Here is a 15,617-nt window from a genome sequence, read left to right as displayed (position 1 = left end):
CGAGGTATCCTCTTTTTTTCTATTATTCAGCTACTTCAAGCGTAACATCGATATTTCCGGAGGTTGCTTTTGAATACGGGCAGACGCCGTGCGCTTTTTGCACAAGTGCCTGTAATTCTGATGCACTGACTCCTTTTCCTTTCACCTGCAGCGTCACACCCAGTTTGTAGCCTTGATCTGCTTCATCCTTTAACAGGCTGACATGCGCTGTAACCTCTGTCTCCACTTTCACTCGTTCTGTTCTTGCTACAAGCTGAAGTGCGCTGTCAAAGCAAGCTGCGTAACCTGCTGCAAACAGCTGCTCCGGATTTGTCGCTTTTTCTAATTTCTTTGCTCTCGGTGTCCCCGGCATTGCGACATCGAGCTCGAGAACGCGGTCTGATGAAATCACCTTTCCTTCTCTTCCTCCTACCGCTGAAACAGTGGCTGTAAATAATGGCTGACTCATTTTTGTATCCCCCTAAATATATTTTATACAATTAAATTGTACACAATCTAATTTACAGTGTCAATTTTTCTGCGCACAAAAAAAGCTTATCCCGTTAGAGATAAGCTTTTTCATCGAATATTGCCTCGCTATTCGCGGATTTGCCCTGTTCCTTTAATAATGAATTTTGTAGAAGTCAGTGCTGGAAGTCCCATCGGCCCTCTTGCATGAAGCTTTTGCGTGCTGATGCCGATTTCGGCTCCGTAGCCGAATTCAAATCCATCGGTGAAACGGGTTGACGCATTATGATAGACAGCGGCAGCATCGACAGCCGTTTGAAAATAAGCCGCGTGCTTGTCATCTTCAGTTAAAATTGCTTCAGAATGATTGGTGCCGTATTGTTGGATATGCTTCACAGCTTCTTGGACGTTCTCAACCGTCTTTACGCTAATGACTGGCGCTAAAAATTCCGTTTCCCAATCTTCTTCTGACGCTTGTTTGCTTGAAGGATGAAGTTCACATACAAATTCATCACCGCGAATGTCAACTCCTGCGTTTTCTAGCTGAGCCAGCAATTCTTTCCCGTGTTGCTTCGCCCATGCTTTATGGATCAGGAGTGATTCAATCGCGTTGCATACGGAAGGGCGCTGCGTTTTGGCATTTACGACAACCTTTTCTGCCATTTGCGGTTTGGCCGTTTCGTCAATGAAAATGTGGCAGTTTCCTGCTCCGGTTTCTAATACAGGCACTGTTGATTCTCTGACAACGAGATCGATCAATTTCTTGCCACCGCGCGGAATCAATACGTCTAAGCCATCATTTAACGTAAAGAGCTCTTTTGCTGTCTCTCTGCTCGTATCCTCAATCAGCTGCACAGCGTTGATCGGAAGCGCTGATTGCTCGAGTGCTCTGTGAATAACATTGACGAGTGCTTTATTGCTGTGAATGGCTGAGGAGCTCCCCCTCAGGACAACCGCATTCCCTGTCTTCAGGCAGAGGGTAGCCGCATCAACTGTGACGTTTGGCCTCGCCTCATAAATCATTCCAACGACACCGAGCGGCACACGGATTTTTTCAATAAACAGGCCGTTTTCCTTTTCAATCGTTTCAAGAGATTCGCCGACCGGGTCCGCCAAGTCGATTAAGAGCTCTACCGCGTCCGCAATGTCACGAATGCGTTTCTCATCCAGCGTGAGACGGTCAATGACATCCGGTGTTAAACCATTTTCTTTTCCGTTCTTAATGTCTTTTGCATTCTCCGACAAGAGAAAGTCCAGTTCGTTGCGGAGTCCGTTTGCAATGAGACTGAGCGCCTCATCCTTCTCGACCGTTGTTTTCATGATCATTTCGGCTGCTGCTTCTTTCGCCAGCTTCGCTTTTACAGAAACTTCACTCATTTTTCTGCCTCCTAGTCTTTTAAATTGACCCAGTCATTCCTATGAATAACCTCAAACGTTCTCTCAAAATCAAGTTCATTACTTCGTTTGCCTTTGGCCTCCATAATCTCCTCGGAGGAGTAATGAGTTTGGCCTTTGCCGATCACGCCGCCCGGTCCCCTGACTTCCACGACCGCCCCTTTCGGAAAGCTTCCATTTACGCCCACTACGCCAGCCGGCAGCAGGCTGCTTCCGTTATGGATCATCGCCTCCTCGGCACCCGCATCAATGAGGATCTCTCCTGCTATCGGCGAGTGGAACTGAATCCACTGTCTCGTGTTGTTAACCGAGGATAGTTCTTTGTCTCCGATATAAGTGCCGTCTCCCCTGCCTTCCAAAATGTCCGCCAGCTTTTTCTCTCCGCTGCCTGTTCCAATGAACACTTTCACTCCAAGAGACAGCGCAGTTTGAGCGGCTAATAGCTTTGATTTCATACCGCCGGTGCCGACCTTTGATCCGGCTGAGCCCGCATATCCCAATAATTCAGGCGTGATCTCCGGCAGATAATCAAATCGTTTCGCCTCAGTATTTTCATTCGGATTGGCATCATACAGTCCGTTAATGTCAGTGAGAATCATGAGCTGGTCCGCATGAATCAATCCGCTGACTAACGCAGAAAGCATGTCATTATCCCCGAATGTCAATTCTTCAACAGATGTAGAGTCATTTTCATTGATAATCGGAATGACGCCGCGCTCCAGTAATTCCATTATCGTTGCATACGCGTTTCGATACCGTTCTCTTTTCGAAAAATCATTTCTCGTTAAAAGGATTTGCCCCGGAGTCAATGAGTATTGTTTAAATTGATTCATATATTGCTGCATTAACAGTGTTTGTCCGACCGCGGCCGCCGCCTGCTTTCCTTTAATGGTAACGGGGCGGGACGGATAACCGAGGCTGGAAAACCCCGCCGCTACGGCTCCCGAAGTAATCAGAATCATTTCATGTCCCGCTTTCTTCAAGAGGGAAATGGCTTGGACATGCTCTCTGATTTTTGCCTCATCAATGCTTCCGTTGCTATTTGTGAGCGAACTGCTTCCTATTTTCACTACTATTCTTTGTTTTTTCATTTATTCTCCTCCGCGGCTTTTTGCCAGCCAACTTACAATAAAAAAAACCCATTTCATCCTGATTCATAAGGACGAAATGGGTTTCCGTGGTACCACCTTGATTGAACGCGCTTATGCACGCTCCGCTTTCCTGTAACGCCAGGTTACGCGCCTAGGTTTTCCCCCTAAGACTCCAAGGCAGGTTCGGCAGGTTTCATGCGGCAAAATGTTTCAGCGGTTCATTTTGCTCTCTGTCACAGAAAGGTCTGCTTACTAATCCTCTTCAACGCTCAATGATTTTTTTATATTATGCAAAGAAAAAGGACACTTGTCAAGGTTTTTTGTCACCAAAAAGAGCCCGCATGGAGCGGGCATCTTGCCGTCTAGTTAAAGACGATTGTTTTATTTTCGTGAACGATAACGCGGTCTTCCAAATGCCATTTTACAGCACGGGCAAGCACACTGCGTTCAATTGTTCTTCCGATGTTTTTCAGTGCTTCCGTATTATCGCGGTGGTCCACGCGCTCAATATCCTGTTCAATGATCGGCCCTTCATCAAGATCGTTTGTGACATAGTGAGATGTCGCTCCGATCAGTTTCACGCCACGCTCGTAAGCCCGTTTGTACGGATTCGCACCGATAAAAGCAGGCAGAAACGAATGGTGAATATTGATGATGCGATTCGGATGAGCCGAAACAAAGTCAGGGGTTAAGATCTGCATATAGCGTGCAAGCACGATCACATCAATCTCATATTGCTCAAGCAGTTCAAGCTGCTTCTTTTCGACTTCCGCTCTGATGTCTTTGTTCGCTTTCATATAGTGGAATGGAATGTTCAGCCGTTCAACCAGTTCTCTCGCTTCCTCATGGTTGCTGATGACAACAGCGATTTCCGCCATCAGGTTGCCGGTTTGCCATTCCCAAATCAGCTCATGCAGGCAGTGAAGCTCCTTTGAGACAAAAATGGCGACACGCTTCAGCTCGCTTGCCAATGTTAAGCTCCATGTCATGTCGAAATTTTCCGCAACAGACGCAAACGCCTCCTGCAGTGTTTCTTTTTTCTCACGAATACCCTCGCAGTCGAATTCGATTCTTAGGAAGAATCGGCCGCCTTCAGGGTCTGTCGTATATTGATTGGATTCTATAATATTAGCGCCGTGTTCAAATAAAAACGCGGAAACCGCAGAGACGATACCAGGCTGATCGGGACAGCTGACCAAAAGACGCCCTTTATCCTCATTTCCGTCACGGTATTCGTTCAACCGCTGTGTCATATATGATTTCATGAATAATCCCTCTTATCTTTGTAAGTCTAAACTATTTATCCATTATACTGAAGATTTGATAAAAATCAATTTATGACAGAATTTTTAAACCGACCGCTGAACATAAAATCAAAGCGATAAAAAAGATCCGTTTGGCGTCTTTCGGCTCCTTGTAAAAGAGGATGCCAACAAGCGCTCCGCCGGCGGTGCCAATGCCTGTCCAGACAGCGTAAGCCGTGCCCATTGGAATGGTTTCCATGGCATACGACAGCAAGGAAAATGAAGCGGCAAAACCAACAATGATCAACAGCACCCATTTCACGCTTTTTTCTTTCGCATATTGATTCATAAGGGCCACGCCGGCCATCTCCAAACATCCCGCGCACAATAAACTGATCCAGTGCAGCATTATGCCTCGCCTCCTTTTTCCTCTGTCTCATCCTGTGTCACAAGCTTCAATCCGATTACACCGATGAGGAGCACGCCGATTAACAAAAGCTTCGGCCATCCAATCGGCTCATGAAACAGAATGATTTCACTCAGCACTGTCCCTGCCGTTCCGAGTCCGGTAAAAACGGCATACACGGTTCCGACAGGAAGACTGTTTGTCGCCTTCATTAAAAGATAAAAGCTGACTATGATGCCAACGGCAGTGCCGCTCCATGTTAAAGCTGAGTCAGCATGCTTTAAGCCTACCACCCAAACCACCTCGAAAACGGCGGCAAGCACGACTAATCCCCATTTCATTTCAAGTCATTCCTTTCTTTCCAGTAAGATTCTCCGAAAACAAAAAAACCCCGGACAGTCGTCTCTCATGAGATTGACTCTCCCGGGCTTTTTTCCCTCCGTGTGCATACACGCCTCTATTTACGCGTATGTGTTTTCTCTCGGACCAGTCCATGTCCATTGACACGCGGAACCCTAGAAAACTTTACCTGACATCATGATACTAAACTCAGCTCTATCTTTCAATTGTAAGATTTTCTTTCATATACTGCGATTGGTTTATTCCATTTTCTGATCGTTCTATCATAAAGCATGCCAATTTTCTCTGCTACCCGTATGGACGCTTTGTTATTAGGGTCAATCAAAGCCGCCATTTTGCCGAACTGCCGCTCGTTGAAGCCGTAGTCCAGGCAGGCCCGAGCCGCTTCTTGCGCATAGCCGTTCCCCCAGTGGCGGCAGGCAAACATATAGCCGATTTCCATTACTGTTTGATTTTCGACCTGCTGAGGAACGATGCCGCATTGCCCCAAAAAGTCCCCTGTCCGCTTATCTTCGGCGATCCACAGACTGACGCCGTACCCTTTTTCATTTCTTTTGTTCCAATTGATCCACTCGCGGGTTTGCCTTTTATCTTTTAAACCGGAATAATATTTCATGACGTCAGGATCGTTAAAAAGCTCAAACAAAGAGGCTTGATCCCGATCTTCCATACAGCGCAAACGAATTCGATCGGTCAGCAGCTTCGTTTTAGCGCTCATATTTCGCTACATCCTGCTTCCATTCTTTTTTGAGGGCTTCAATGTGTGCTTGATGATAGCGGTTATGATCCGCCATATGCCAAATGCCCCACCGTATGGTCGCGGTGTCACCATCGTAAGAAAGCGGCTGATGCAAATCATTTTCAGTTAAGGTGTAACATACCGATTTCAGCTCGTTTACCACATGCTGATGTCTTTTCAGGAGTTCATCTAATCCGGGCTGATTCTCCGGTTCAGGAAGCCGTCCGCTTTCATCTGTCATCGGGCCGTATACCTGTTCAATATGATCTGGTAGCCGGTTTTCCTTGATACGCCAGACCCATCTGATATCAACATTTGAGATATGGTGCAAAAGCTGAGCTGTGCTGTTTTTTGTTTGGCAGCGCCCCTTATAGTAAAGTTCATTGTGTGTCATGTGACTTACGATAGAAGCTAGACGGAGACTGTTTTCTTCCACTGCTGAATACAACAGACTGACCGTTGGTGCCATATCGTTTCTAATGAATAAGTCCTTCATGTTCAGTTCCCCTCCTAACTAGGTACATTTGACACCAAACAAAAATTCCCTTTAAAAAAGAAAAAAGCTCTCGTTAAAAATAGAGAGCAATCTTAATTGTTATTTCCCGGTTTATATAAATAAGGATCATGCTGCGGTTCGTTTGAGGTATTCAAATCAAGCGATATATCACCGCGGGCATTCATCGTGCCAAGCGTGATCAAGGAGAGCCGTTTTGGGCTGTATCCTTTTTCCTCAAGCTTCTCAAACAGCCAGGTTCGGTTTTTTTGGAGGTATTTCAAATTATGATCAAGGATTTCGCCGTCCAGTATGAGAGGAATCGGGATAAAATTCCGTTCAGCTTCCATATTCAAATCCCGCACCTGCACCGCTCTCGCTTCCTCTTTTGGAATGACGCTTACTTCTCCTGTTTCTTCAATGATGGCAAGATCAATGTCAGCCGGATCGGCATAGCCCTTTTCCCTTAGTTTTCCGAGCAGTTCATTAACCGTCAGCCTTTCTTTACGCAGTCCGCGTTCATCAATATCCCCGTTTCGGATTAGGACAGTCGGGCTTACGACCAGCAGCCAGCGCCATTTATTAGAAAGAGAGAGCTTGCTCATCAGAAGATAAAGCACCAAAAAAGAGCCCGCGTAATAAATCGACATCGGCAGCCTGGATGTAAGAATCGGCTCACTGATAATGGTTCCGATTGCGAAGGTCAAAAGCAGATCAAAATTGTTCATTTGTGACACAGCTTTTTTACCAGCAAGCCGAAACAGAATATACGCAATCGAAAATACGATAATTGGCTTCAGTAAAAATGCCCATACCATCCACAACACCGATCTTACCTCCATCCGCTGGTCATTTTGAGCCTATTGTTCCCCGAGGCAGACCCTCTATGCATTATTCCCTTTTATCCGGTTCTAAATAGGCGAACGTGCAGATCGGCGGCACATAACATAATAGAAAATGACATCGATTGGAGGCGCAAAATGAAACATCAGAAAACGAATACCCATTGGCCCTATGATCTGTCATCGGCTCCTCATCCCGCCGGCTATAAGCAACAGCAGTCTTTCGACAGGCTAGCCGGTTTAGAGCTGAAAATGGAGCAATTAATCAGAGCGATTGAGATAAACAATGAATTGCTGAGAACGATGCAAGAACAGCAAAACCGTGTATGCACAAGCGGCGGAGGCGGGTCAGTGATTGTCCGGATGTAGAAGCAGGCGCTTGTCCGCCTTCTTCTATCTCAATAAAAAACTCTTCTCAGAAAAGAGAAGAGTTTCATTTATGTGATCAAACGGACTGTGCCATACTTAATTGCGGGCCGAACAGCTCGTAATGGATAGACTCCGGCGCTGATCCAAGGTCTGACACAAGTTTATGCATTGCTGTAATAAATGACTGTGAACCGCAAATATAATAATCAGCATCTGTATTGGCAATCAGTTCTTTTAGGAACTGCTGATCAATCTGTCCTTCATGAAATTGAAGATCACCTGCACGGTCTTCCTCTGTCGGCTCGCGATACACAAATGCTGTCTTGACAGAAGAATGGTTTCCCGCTTCTTCCACCTCATGACGCAATGCGTGATACTCACTGTTTTTCGCGGCATGAATGAACAGAATCTGCCGTTCAGGCTGCTTGGAAACAGACGTTTTCAGCATGCTTATCATTGGTGTAATGCCAACTCCGGCACTGATCAGAACGAGATCTTTTTGAGATGAAGCATCTAAAACAAAGTCCCCTGCCGGTGCGCTGATCTCTATTGAATCTCCCTCATGCAGTCCATCGTGTAAATAGGAAGACACGACACCGTCTTTCTTCACTGAAATGCGATAATAGTCTTTTCCCGGCATATCTGACAGGCTGTATTGACGGATTTGCATATATTCAGAATCAGGAATCTGCACTTTAATGCTGATGTACTGCCCTGCTTGAAAATCAGGTAACGGCTTGCCGTCTTCCGGCTTCAGATAGAAGGATGTAATTTCTGTGCTTTCCCGCTCTTTTTTCGCGATAACGAACGGCTTATACTCCTTCCAGCCGCCAGTTTGCTGCTCCGCCTGCTCATACATTTCTTTTTCAATTCCGATGAACGCGTCAGCGATTACTCCGTACGCTTTCTCCCATGCCTGCATAATGTCAGGTGTCGCAGCGTCTCCCAGAACGTCTTTAATCGCAATCAGCAAATATTTTCCAACGATTGGGTAATGTTCAGCCTTAATTCCGATACTGCGGTGCTTGTGGCCGATTTGTTTGACGACTGGAATGATATTTCCAAGCTGGTCAATATTTGCCGCAGCGGCGATAACGGCATTTGCAAGTGCAGCGCGCTGTGTTTTCTTTTTTTGGTTTGTTTGATTAAAAATGTTCAAAAGCTCTGGATGATCTTGAAACATCAAATCGTAAAAACGGCCAGTAATGGTTTCTCCATGTTGTTGTAATACGGGTACAGTGCTTTTAATGATTTCGATTGTTTTATTATCTAACATCGTATAAACAATCCCTTCCAAAAAGATGTATTTAAAATATATCTTTAAAATACATGATCTCACGAATAAAAGATATATTTAAAATGAATCTTTAATAAAGTTGTCACAAAATTATCAATTTAACGTGACAATTGTTGCTTTTTATAAAATCCCCTAGCAAAAACGGACTAACCATTGTAATTATCACCATCAGAAAAGTGAAAAGCACAAAAAAACCCAAAACAACATAAGTTTTGGGTTTAACGTTTACCAAGGCTTTTCAGTTCCGAGCGCATTTGCAAGCGCTTGGCTGTGTTTTTTGCGGTTCTTTCGTTCATTAGCGCGCTGAACCGCTGTATTATGCAGCATAATTTCTTCCTCTGTTTCCGGTACAACTCTCGGTACAGGCACCGGCTTGCCATTTGAATCTAATGCGACAAACGTCAAAAAGGATGTCGCAGCGAGCTCCCTTTCGCCAGTCATCAGGTGCTCCTTAATGACTTTTACAAACACCTCCATGGAAGATGTGCCGACCCATGTCACATATGACTCCAGGCAGACAGAATCCTTTTGCCCGATTGGCTTCAAAAAATCTACAGAGTCCATCGAAGCTGTTACTGTTTCCCGTCTGCAATGGCGCGCCGCGGAAATAGAAGCGATGTCGTCGATGTAGCTCATTAATTTTCCGCCAAACAGCGTATTATGATTGTTTGTATCAAGCGGGAACACCCTGCTGGTTTTTACAACCTTTGACTCTTTACAAAATTTTGTTTCCGGTGTTTCCATACCTTTCTCCCCTTTGATGTCTGATCGTTTAGTTAAATGCACTCATATTCTCCTATTAAACAATATTCTCTGCCATTTGTCTAAAATTTAAAATGCTGTGTCTGTCAGGATTTCTTGCTAAAACGTTTAATGATTTTCATGATGAGGGAATAATAAATGTATTCTTCACACGGTCAGGAGGACAAACAATGGACGTATCCATCCCGAAACATCAGCACAAAACGGTATGCCGAACGGAATACGGCACACTTCAGAAAGTCATTTTATGCAGACCCGAGCACATGACCATAAAAGATGTCATAAACGAAACCCAAAAACATTTTGAAGATGACAATATTCATGTCAAAACCGCCACAGATCAGCACAGCCGCTTAATTAAAGCACTCAGATCACACAACATTGAAGTCATTCTTTTGCCCGTGCGCGATGGGCTCCCCGAGCAGGTCTTCACCAGGGACATAGGGTTTGTCATCGGAGAAAAAGCCTTCCTCTCAAGCATGACTGAACCGATTCGCCAAGGGGAAGAAGCCATCATAAAAGATTTTTTTCACAGCCAAGGCATTTCTTACACCCGTATGCTTGATACAAGCATTGAAGGCGGTGACGTCATTATCGATGAAGATATCGTCTACGTCGGCATCAGCCAGCGCACCGACATGTCAGCCATTGGCCAGCTAAAAGAGGCGCTACCTGAATATACAGTCGTTCCCGTGCAGCTGCATGAAAAATTTTTGCATTTGGACTGCGTATTTAACATCGTATCTGAAAACGAAGCGTTAATTTATCCTAAAGCCCTTGAACCAGGGGCAGTTCATATGCTTGCAAAACGTTACGATCTCATTGAAGTGCCCGAGGACGAACAATTTACGCTTGGCACCAATGTCCTTTCAATCGGTAGAAAAACGATCATCAGCCTCCCTTGCAACCGCCATGTCAATCAACAGCTAACGAAAAGAGGCTATCATATCATCGAAATTGACCTGTCAGAAATTATTAAATCAGGCGGCTCCTTCAGATGCTGTACGATGCCGCTGATTCGCGGCGAGTGAAGAAATTCCCCTTTTTCATGTTTTGAACAGCTTATTTTATCAAGATACGTTAATATAGAGATGACATCATTTTAAGGGGGAAATCGCATGACAAAGTACATAGGATATGTCGGAACATATACAAAAGGCGGAAGCGAAGGGATTTATTCATTTGAGCTTGATACTGAGAAAAAAACACTTAGCGATCCAAAGCTTGCCGCTAAGCTGGGCAACCCGACATATGTAACACCGAATAAAGACAACACCATTCTTTATTCAATTGAAAAAGCAGACGGCCAAGGCGGAGTTGCTGCCTATCAAATCGATAAAAACAGCGGTGAATTGACATTTCTGAATCATCAGTTAATTGATGGGCCATCGCCATGCCATGTAAGCGTCGATGATCAAAATCAGTTCGTACTAACTGCCAATTATCACAGCGGGAAGGTACACGCTTTTCCGGTTCAGGAAGACGGAAGCTTGCAATCTCCTGCTGCAGAAGCCGCTCACACAGGAAAAGGACCGCACGAAAGACAGGAAAAGCCGCATACACACTACGCAGGGTTCACACCTGAACATAACTATGTCGTAGCGGTTGACTTAGGGACCGATAAGCTGTACACCTATAAGCTGAAAGACGGCGTATTGGCTGAATCCGGAAGCCATTCCTTCGCTCCCGGCGCAGGGCCTCGCCATATCGCTTTTCACCCGAAAGAAAAATACGCTTATGTGATGACAGAATTAAGCAATGAAGTGGTTGCGCTTGAATACAATCCGACAGCCGGCGAATTCAGAGAAATCCAAGTCGTCTCTGCCATCCCTGATGATTTTACAGATAACAGCCAGGGAAGTGCAATTCATGTCACACAGGACGGCCGTTTTGTTTACGTCGCAAACCGCGGCCATGACAGTATCGCTGTATTTGAAGTGAATCAATATTCAGGCGAGCTGGCTTTTGTGGAAAGAGTTTCGACAGAAGGAAACTGGCCTCGGGACTTTGTATTTGATCCAACGGAAGCATTCCTTGTTGCTTCAAATGAAGAAACAGGCAACCTTGTCCTGTTTGAAAGAGACAAAGAAACCGGCCGATTGACAGTGCTTCCATCAACTGTCTCTGTCCCTTACCCGGTTTGTGTGAAATTTTTACATCAATGATAAAAGCAAAGACTGGCTCCGGAGCCAGTCTTTTTTGATTATCTCACCTTTTCTGTCGTCTCAGCATTTCGATACAAATGGCAGGCGACAAATCGGCCGGCTTCAATTTCCTGAAGCTGAGGACGGGATTCGCTGCATTCAGGCATCGCCTCCGGACAGCGGGTCCGAAACACGCAGCCGCTCGGCGGATTGACTGGGCTCGGCAGCTCTCCTTTTAAGAGGATGCGCTCACGCTTGTCCTCCAATTCAGGGTCTGGAATCGGAATCGAGGATAAAAGCGCCTTTGTATAGGGATGTAGCGGTTCGCGATATAAGGTGCCACTCTCTGTAATTTCCATCATGTGCCCTAAGTACATCACACCGATCCTGTCACTGATATGCTTCACCATTGAAAGATCATGGGCAATAAATAAAAACGTGAGCCCTTTCTCTTTTTGAAGCCGCTTCAGCAGGTTGACCACCTGCGCTTGAACCGAGACATCAAGTGCAGAAATCGGTTCGTCTGCCACGATAAATTCAGGATTCAGCGACAGCGCTCTGGCAATCCCGATTCTTTGTCTCTGCCCGCCGCTGAATTCATGAGGATAACGGCTGCCAAAATCAGGGTGAAGCCCTACTGCCTCAAGCAGCTCGTCCACGACGAGAAGCCGCGCTTTGTGGGTATTGTAAAGGTTGTGGATTTCCATCGGCTCCAAAATGATTTCTCGAACGGTCATACGCGGGTTAAGCGAAGCATAAGGGTCCTGAAAAATCATCTGCAGCTTGCGGTTAAAAGCAAACTGCTCTTTCTCACTCAGTGAGTGGAGGTTGTTGCCGCGGTATTTCACACTTCCTTCTGTTGGCTGATAAAGGCGCATCAGCACTCTCCCCAAGGTTGATTTCCCGCACCCTGATTCACCGACTAGCCCAAACGTTTCTCCTTCATGAATCTGAAAGGTGACCCCATCGACGGCTTTAACTGTCCGCTTTTTTCCTGCGTCAAAATGCATTTTCAGCTGGCTGACCTCTAACAAAGGCAGTGGCGTCATTTGTCTCCCTCCTTATTCTGAAAAACAGCGGCGCACCGCACATCGTTCTTTTTCATAGATTGTCTCTTTTAATGTAAGAATTTCGATTGATTTTCCCGTCTTTGGAGAATGAATCATTTTCCCATCGCCGACGGACAGACCGACGTGATGAATCGCTCCTTTTCCTTCCTCGTAAGCAAAAAACAGCAGGTCACCGGCTTTCATATCATCAAGCGGGATTTCTTCCCCCGCCTTTGCCTGATCTCCTGCATCACGGGGGATGCTGTATCCATTGGCCTTAAATATACTGTACATAAACCCGGAGCAATCAAACCCAAACCCGCTGATCCCTCCCCACAGGTAGGAAAGCCCGAGAAAAAACGCCCCCGTTTGAATGATGTCTTCAGCAGTCCCTTTCTGTTCGCGGACAGGCACTGCATCAGTTTGCTTCACAAACCTTTCCCCAAAAACGGTCGAAACCTTAAAATATCCGTTTTCTTCTGCAATGAGGGGAAGAACCGTCAAAAAGCTCAGTTCGATCTCCTTTTCTCCATTGCTTTTGTACAAAAAGGCAGCAGGTTTGCTGATCATGACATCTTTTTGTGTATGGATGGGACTTGTTTTTTTCAGCTGGTTCTTTTTCATCCAGCCCGGATATCCGCGTGGATCTTTTCGGGATGGCTGGCTCGGCACGATCACAGAAACCCATTCACCCTGTTCCGCTGTCACCAGTACTGTTTCGCCAAAGAGAACCTGAGTTTGGATCACATTGTCTGTACATAATCCAAGCCGCTCATCATACGTCATGCGCTCCAGCCAGTCTCTGATCAATACGGTCGGACGAAGCATCGCTTGATCAGATGACCGAGGTGAATCAGGCGCTGTCCAGATGTTGGCCACTGCTGATATGACAGTGTGCATCATTGCTCTATTTCCCCTTTCAAAAGCGCAGCTCCGGTGATTCCGAGACCCGGTCTGTCAGGCATCGCAATCGTGCTGCCGCTGTATGTTATGCCGCCTTTGATGACATCTGTTTTCAGCATCAGCGGCGCGTCAAAATCAAAGCGTGTGATGTTTCTTTTGCTTGCCGCAAAATGCGCCGCGGCCGTAATGCCCAGCTTCGTTTCAATCATGCTGCCGACCATGCACTCTACTCCGCACGCCTCAGCCATGGCATTGATTTTCTCTGCTCCGCTGATGCCGCCCGCTTTCATCAATTTAATATTGATCAAGTCAGCGCTCCGGGTTTGAAGAATTTCGAACGCCTGCCGCGGCGTAAAAACACTTTCATCGGCCATAATCGGCGTGTCTGTCGCATCTGTTACCTTTTTAAGCCCAGCGAGGTCATCTTTATGGACAGGCTGCTCGACAAGCTCAATCCCAAGACCGGCATCCTCCATTTTACGAATAGCAGTTACCGCTTCCTTCGGCGTCCACCCCTGATTGGCGTCTAAACGCAGTTTCACGGCTGATCCGACACGTTTTTTGATTTCCTGGATACGAGCGATATCTGTTGCGATTTCATCTTTTCCGACCTTTATTTTCAGCGTTTGAAAGCCTTGGTTGAGATAATTCTCGGCATCAGCTGCCATCTCTTCAGGTGAGTTGACACTGACGGTATAATCCGTTTCCAGCGTTTCTCGGTATCCGCCAAGCATTTGATAAAGCGGCAGTCCGCACATCTGCGCCCAACCGTCGTATACCGCCATTTCCACAGCCGCCTTAGCGCTCATATTTCCTGTCAGGAGGTGGTGGATGTCGTGCAGAATGGCCTCACAGCCGGACAGGCTTTTTCCAAGCAGTGCCGGCTTCAAGACATTGTGAATTGCACTTTCAATGCTATCCATACTGTCTCCTGTAATCACTATCGTCGGGGGCGCTTCTCCCCATCCGATTGCGCCGCTGTCATAAGTGATTCTTACTATAACCGATTCAGCCGTATGCACAGTGCGAAGCGCAGTTTTAAACGGCTTTGTCAGCGGTACGGCGATTCGGCTTGTTTCTATTCGCGTGATTTTCATGTCTTCAGCGCCCCTTCTGAAACGCCCGCCTCGATCACGACTGTTTTTTGTGTTGTATTCATAGCAGCTTGCGCACCGATCGGAACGGCGAAACTCGGTGAACAGTGGCCGATTTTAAAACCTCTCAGAGCAGGTTTGCCCGCGGATACAATATAGTCATCAAGCACCTGCTCAAGCGACAGAGATTTTTCCCTCTTCACCGGGACACAGTTGTGAAAATCACAAACAAGAATTCCGGCTGCATCCGTCAGCTTTCCCGCCATTTTCAGCTGATTCAGCATCCGGTCGATTTGATATGGCTCCTCGTCAATATCTTCAATAAACAGAAGCTTCCCTCTCGTATCAATTTCAAACGGCGTGCCCAGCGTAGACGTCAGTAAAGAGAGATTTCCTCCGACAAGCTCGCCTTCCGCTTTTCCAGGAACAAGCACGGTCAGCGGAGAAAGGTCTTCTGTATAGGTGAATTCCCTCTCTTGGAAGAGCTGCTCATACGACGCTTTTGTCAGCGGGTGAACGTCGTCGAGACCAATATCTGAACTGAGCATCGGGCCATGGAAGGTGACAAGACCTGTGTTTTGATGAATGGCAGTATGTAAAAACGTAATATCGCTGTATCCCCAGAAGATTTTAGGATGTTTGCGGATTAAGCTGAAATCAATGCCGGCGGCGATACGTCCTGTCCCAAAACCCCCGCATGCGCACAGCACTGCTTTTACCTCCTCGTCTCTGAACATCTCATGGAGATCAGCCAGCCGCTCATCATCCTGTCCCGCTAAATAGCCGTGCTGGTTTTTCAGTGCCTTGCCCAATTTCACCTGAAGTCCGAGCTCTTTTATAAATAAAAGCGCGGTGTCAAGCTGCTTTGGATCCGGCGGGCTTGCAGGCGCGATCACTCCGACTGTGTCACCCTTTTTCAGCGCTTGCGGCTTGTGATTCAACTGAATCACTCCTTTCATTTGCTCTGCACCCTACGTATACG

The 15,617-nt window shown here is 46.4% G+C and carries 18 protein-coding genes and 1 riboswitch; of the genes, 3 read left to right on the top strand and 15 right to left on the bottom strand.

The genetic code is table 11. The features are described 5' to 3' along the window. Positions 1-22 precede the first annotated feature (22 nt). The 9 genes from GYO_RS29455 to GYO_RS29415 all read right to left on the bottom strand — a co-directional run bounded on the left by GYO_RS29455 (position 23) and on the right by GYO_RS29415 (position 7,002). On the bottom strand, positions 23-448 hold the full coding sequence (locus GYO_RS29455) for an organic hydroperoxide resistance protein (RefSeq protein WP_014113531.1): 426 nt from the start codon (positions 446-448) through the stop codon (positions 23-25). Positions 449-576: 128 nt separating this feature from the next. After that, the gene (gene proA / locus GYO_RS29450) at positions 577-1,824 is read right to left on the bottom strand and encodes a glutamate-5-semialdehyde dehydrogenase (protein ID WP_014113530.1); all 1,248 of its coding nucleotides are present in this window, start codon (positions 1,822-1,824) and stop codon (positions 577-579) included. Positions 1,825-1,835: 11 nt separating this feature from the next. Then, on the bottom strand, positions 1,836-2,933 hold the full coding sequence (proB, locus tag GYO_RS29445; RefSeq protein ID WP_014113529.1) for a glutamate 5-kinase: 1,098 nt from the start codon (positions 2,931-2,933) through the stop codon (positions 1,836-1,838). A gap of 362 nt (positions 2,934-3,295) precedes the next feature. Beyond that, positions 3,296-4,198, bottom strand: coding sequence for a formyltetrahydrofolate deformylase (purU, locus tag GYO_RS29440; RefSeq protein WP_014113528.1), 903 nt, complete (start codon positions 4,196-4,198; stop codon positions 3,296-3,298). A 70-nt stretch (positions 4,199-4,268) separates the two neighbouring features. Next, positions 4,269-4,586 (bottom strand): multidrug efflux SMR transporter subunit YkkD, encoded by a 318-nt coding sequence (gene ykkD, locus GYO_RS29435; protein ID WP_003218500.1) that lies wholly within the window; start codon positions 4,584-4,586, stop codon positions 4,269-4,271. Then, a complete protein-coding gene (gene ykkC / locus GYO_RS29430; RefSeq protein ID WP_014113527.1) occupies positions 4,586-4,924 on the bottom strand; it encodes a multidrug efflux SMR transporter subunit YkkC in 339 nt (112 codons plus the stop codon). Before ykkC ends, ykkD begins: the two co-directional genes overlap by 1 nt. A gap of 77 nt (positions 4,925-5,001) precedes the next feature. After that, positions 5,002-5,113, bottom strand: a riboswitch (guanidine-I (ykkC/yxkD leader). A gap of 32 nt (positions 5,114-5,145) precedes the next feature. Next, positions 5,146-5,661 (bottom strand): GNAT family N-acetyltransferase, encoded by a 516-nt coding sequence (locus GYO_RS29425; RefSeq protein WP_014113526.1) that lies wholly within the window; start codon positions 5,659-5,661, stop codon positions 5,146-5,148. Continuing rightward, positions 5,651-6,178 (bottom strand): DinB family protein, encoded by a 528-nt coding sequence (locus GYO_RS29420; protein WP_014113525.1) that lies wholly within the window; start codon positions 6,176-6,178, stop codon positions 5,651-5,653. Before GYO_RS29420 ends, GYO_RS29425 begins: the two co-directional genes overlap by 11 nt. Positions 6,179-6,270: 92 nt before the next feature. Next, positions 6,271-7,002: a DUF421 domain-containing protein gene (locus GYO_RS29415; RefSeq protein WP_014113524.1), complete on the bottom strand. Its 732-nt coding sequence runs from the start codon at positions 7,000-7,002 to the stop codon at positions 6,271-6,273. 153 nt (positions 7,003-7,155) lie between these two features. On the opposite strand from GYO_RS29415, the gene GYO_RS29410 reads away from it, so the two are divergent. Beyond that, the gene (locus GYO_RS29410) at positions 7,156-7,386 is read left to right on the top strand and encodes a hypothetical protein (protein WP_014113523.1); all 231 of its coding nucleotides are present in this window, start codon (positions 7,156-7,158) and stop codon (positions 7,384-7,386) included. A 76-nt stretch (positions 7,387-7,462) separates the two neighbouring features. Here the strand turns inward: GYO_RS29410 and hmpA are convergent, their stop codons facing one another. Both hmpA and GYO_RS29400 read right to left on the bottom strand, forming a co-directional pair. Further along, positions 7,463-8,662, bottom strand: a complete 1,200-nt coding sequence (gene hmpA, locus GYO_RS29405; RefSeq protein ID WP_014113522.1) for an NO-inducible flavohemoprotein — start codon at positions 8,660-8,662, stop codon at positions 7,463-7,465. A gap of 246 nt (positions 8,663-8,908) precedes the next feature. Continuing rightward, a complete protein-coding gene (locus GYO_RS29400) occupies positions 8,909-9,427 on the bottom strand; it encodes an acyl-CoA thioesterase (protein ID WP_041520929.1) in 519 nt (172 codons plus the stop codon). 188 nt (positions 9,428-9,615) lie between these two features. Here GYO_RS29400 and GYO_RS29395 point away from each other — a divergent pair, with 188 nt between their 5' ends. Beyond that, the gene (locus GYO_RS29395; protein ID WP_014113520.1) at positions 9,616-10,476 is read left to right on the top strand and encodes a dimethylarginine dimethylaminohydrolase family protein; all 861 of its coding nucleotides are present in this window, start codon (positions 9,616-9,618) and stop codon (positions 10,474-10,476) included. A gap of 87 nt (positions 10,477-10,563) precedes the next feature. Continuing rightward, positions 10,564-11,610, top strand: coding sequence for a 6-phosphogluconolactonase (pgl, locus tag GYO_RS29390; RefSeq protein ID WP_014113519.1), 1,047 nt, complete (start codon positions 10,564-10,566; stop codon positions 11,608-11,610). Between the two features lie 38 nt (positions 11,611-11,648). On the opposite strand, the gene GYO_RS29385 is transcribed toward pgl, so the two are convergent. Genes GYO_RS29385 through GYO_RS29370 form a run of 4 tightly spaced genes read right to left on the bottom strand, consistent with a single transcriptional unit; the run spans position 11,649 to position 15,594 of the window. Beyond that, positions 11,649-12,638, bottom strand: coding sequence for an ABC transporter ATP-binding protein (locus GYO_RS29385; RefSeq protein ID WP_014113518.1), 990 nt, complete (start codon positions 12,636-12,638; stop codon positions 11,649-11,651). Between the two features lie 12 nt (positions 12,639-12,650). Beyond that, complete coding sequence (gene eepC / locus GYO_RS29380) at positions 12,651-13,541, bottom strand: gamma-D-glutamyl-L-lysine dipeptidyl-peptidase (RefSeq protein ID WP_014113517.1); 891 nt, start codon at positions 13,539-13,541, stop codon at positions 12,651-12,653. Next, on the bottom strand, positions 13,538-14,638 hold the full coding sequence (ykfB, locus tag GYO_RS29375) for an L-Ala-D/L-Glu epimerase (protein WP_014113516.1): 1,101 nt from the start codon (positions 14,636-14,638) through the stop codon (positions 13,538-13,540). Before ykfB ends, eepC begins: the two co-directional genes overlap by 4 nt. Beyond that, complete coding sequence (locus tag GYO_RS29370) at positions 14,635-15,594, bottom strand: S66 peptidase family protein (RefSeq protein WP_014113515.1); 960 nt, start codon at positions 15,592-15,594, stop codon at positions 14,635-14,637. Before GYO_RS29370 ends, ykfB begins: the two co-directional genes overlap by 4 nt. Positions 15,595-15,617 lie beyond the last annotated feature (23 nt).

The organism is Bacillus spizizenii TU-B-10, assembly GCF_000227465.1.
GTDB lineage: Bacteria > Bacillota > Bacilli > Bacillales > Bacillaceae > Bacillus > Bacillus spizizenii.
This window is presented reverse-complemented; position numbering and strand designations above follow the sequence as displayed.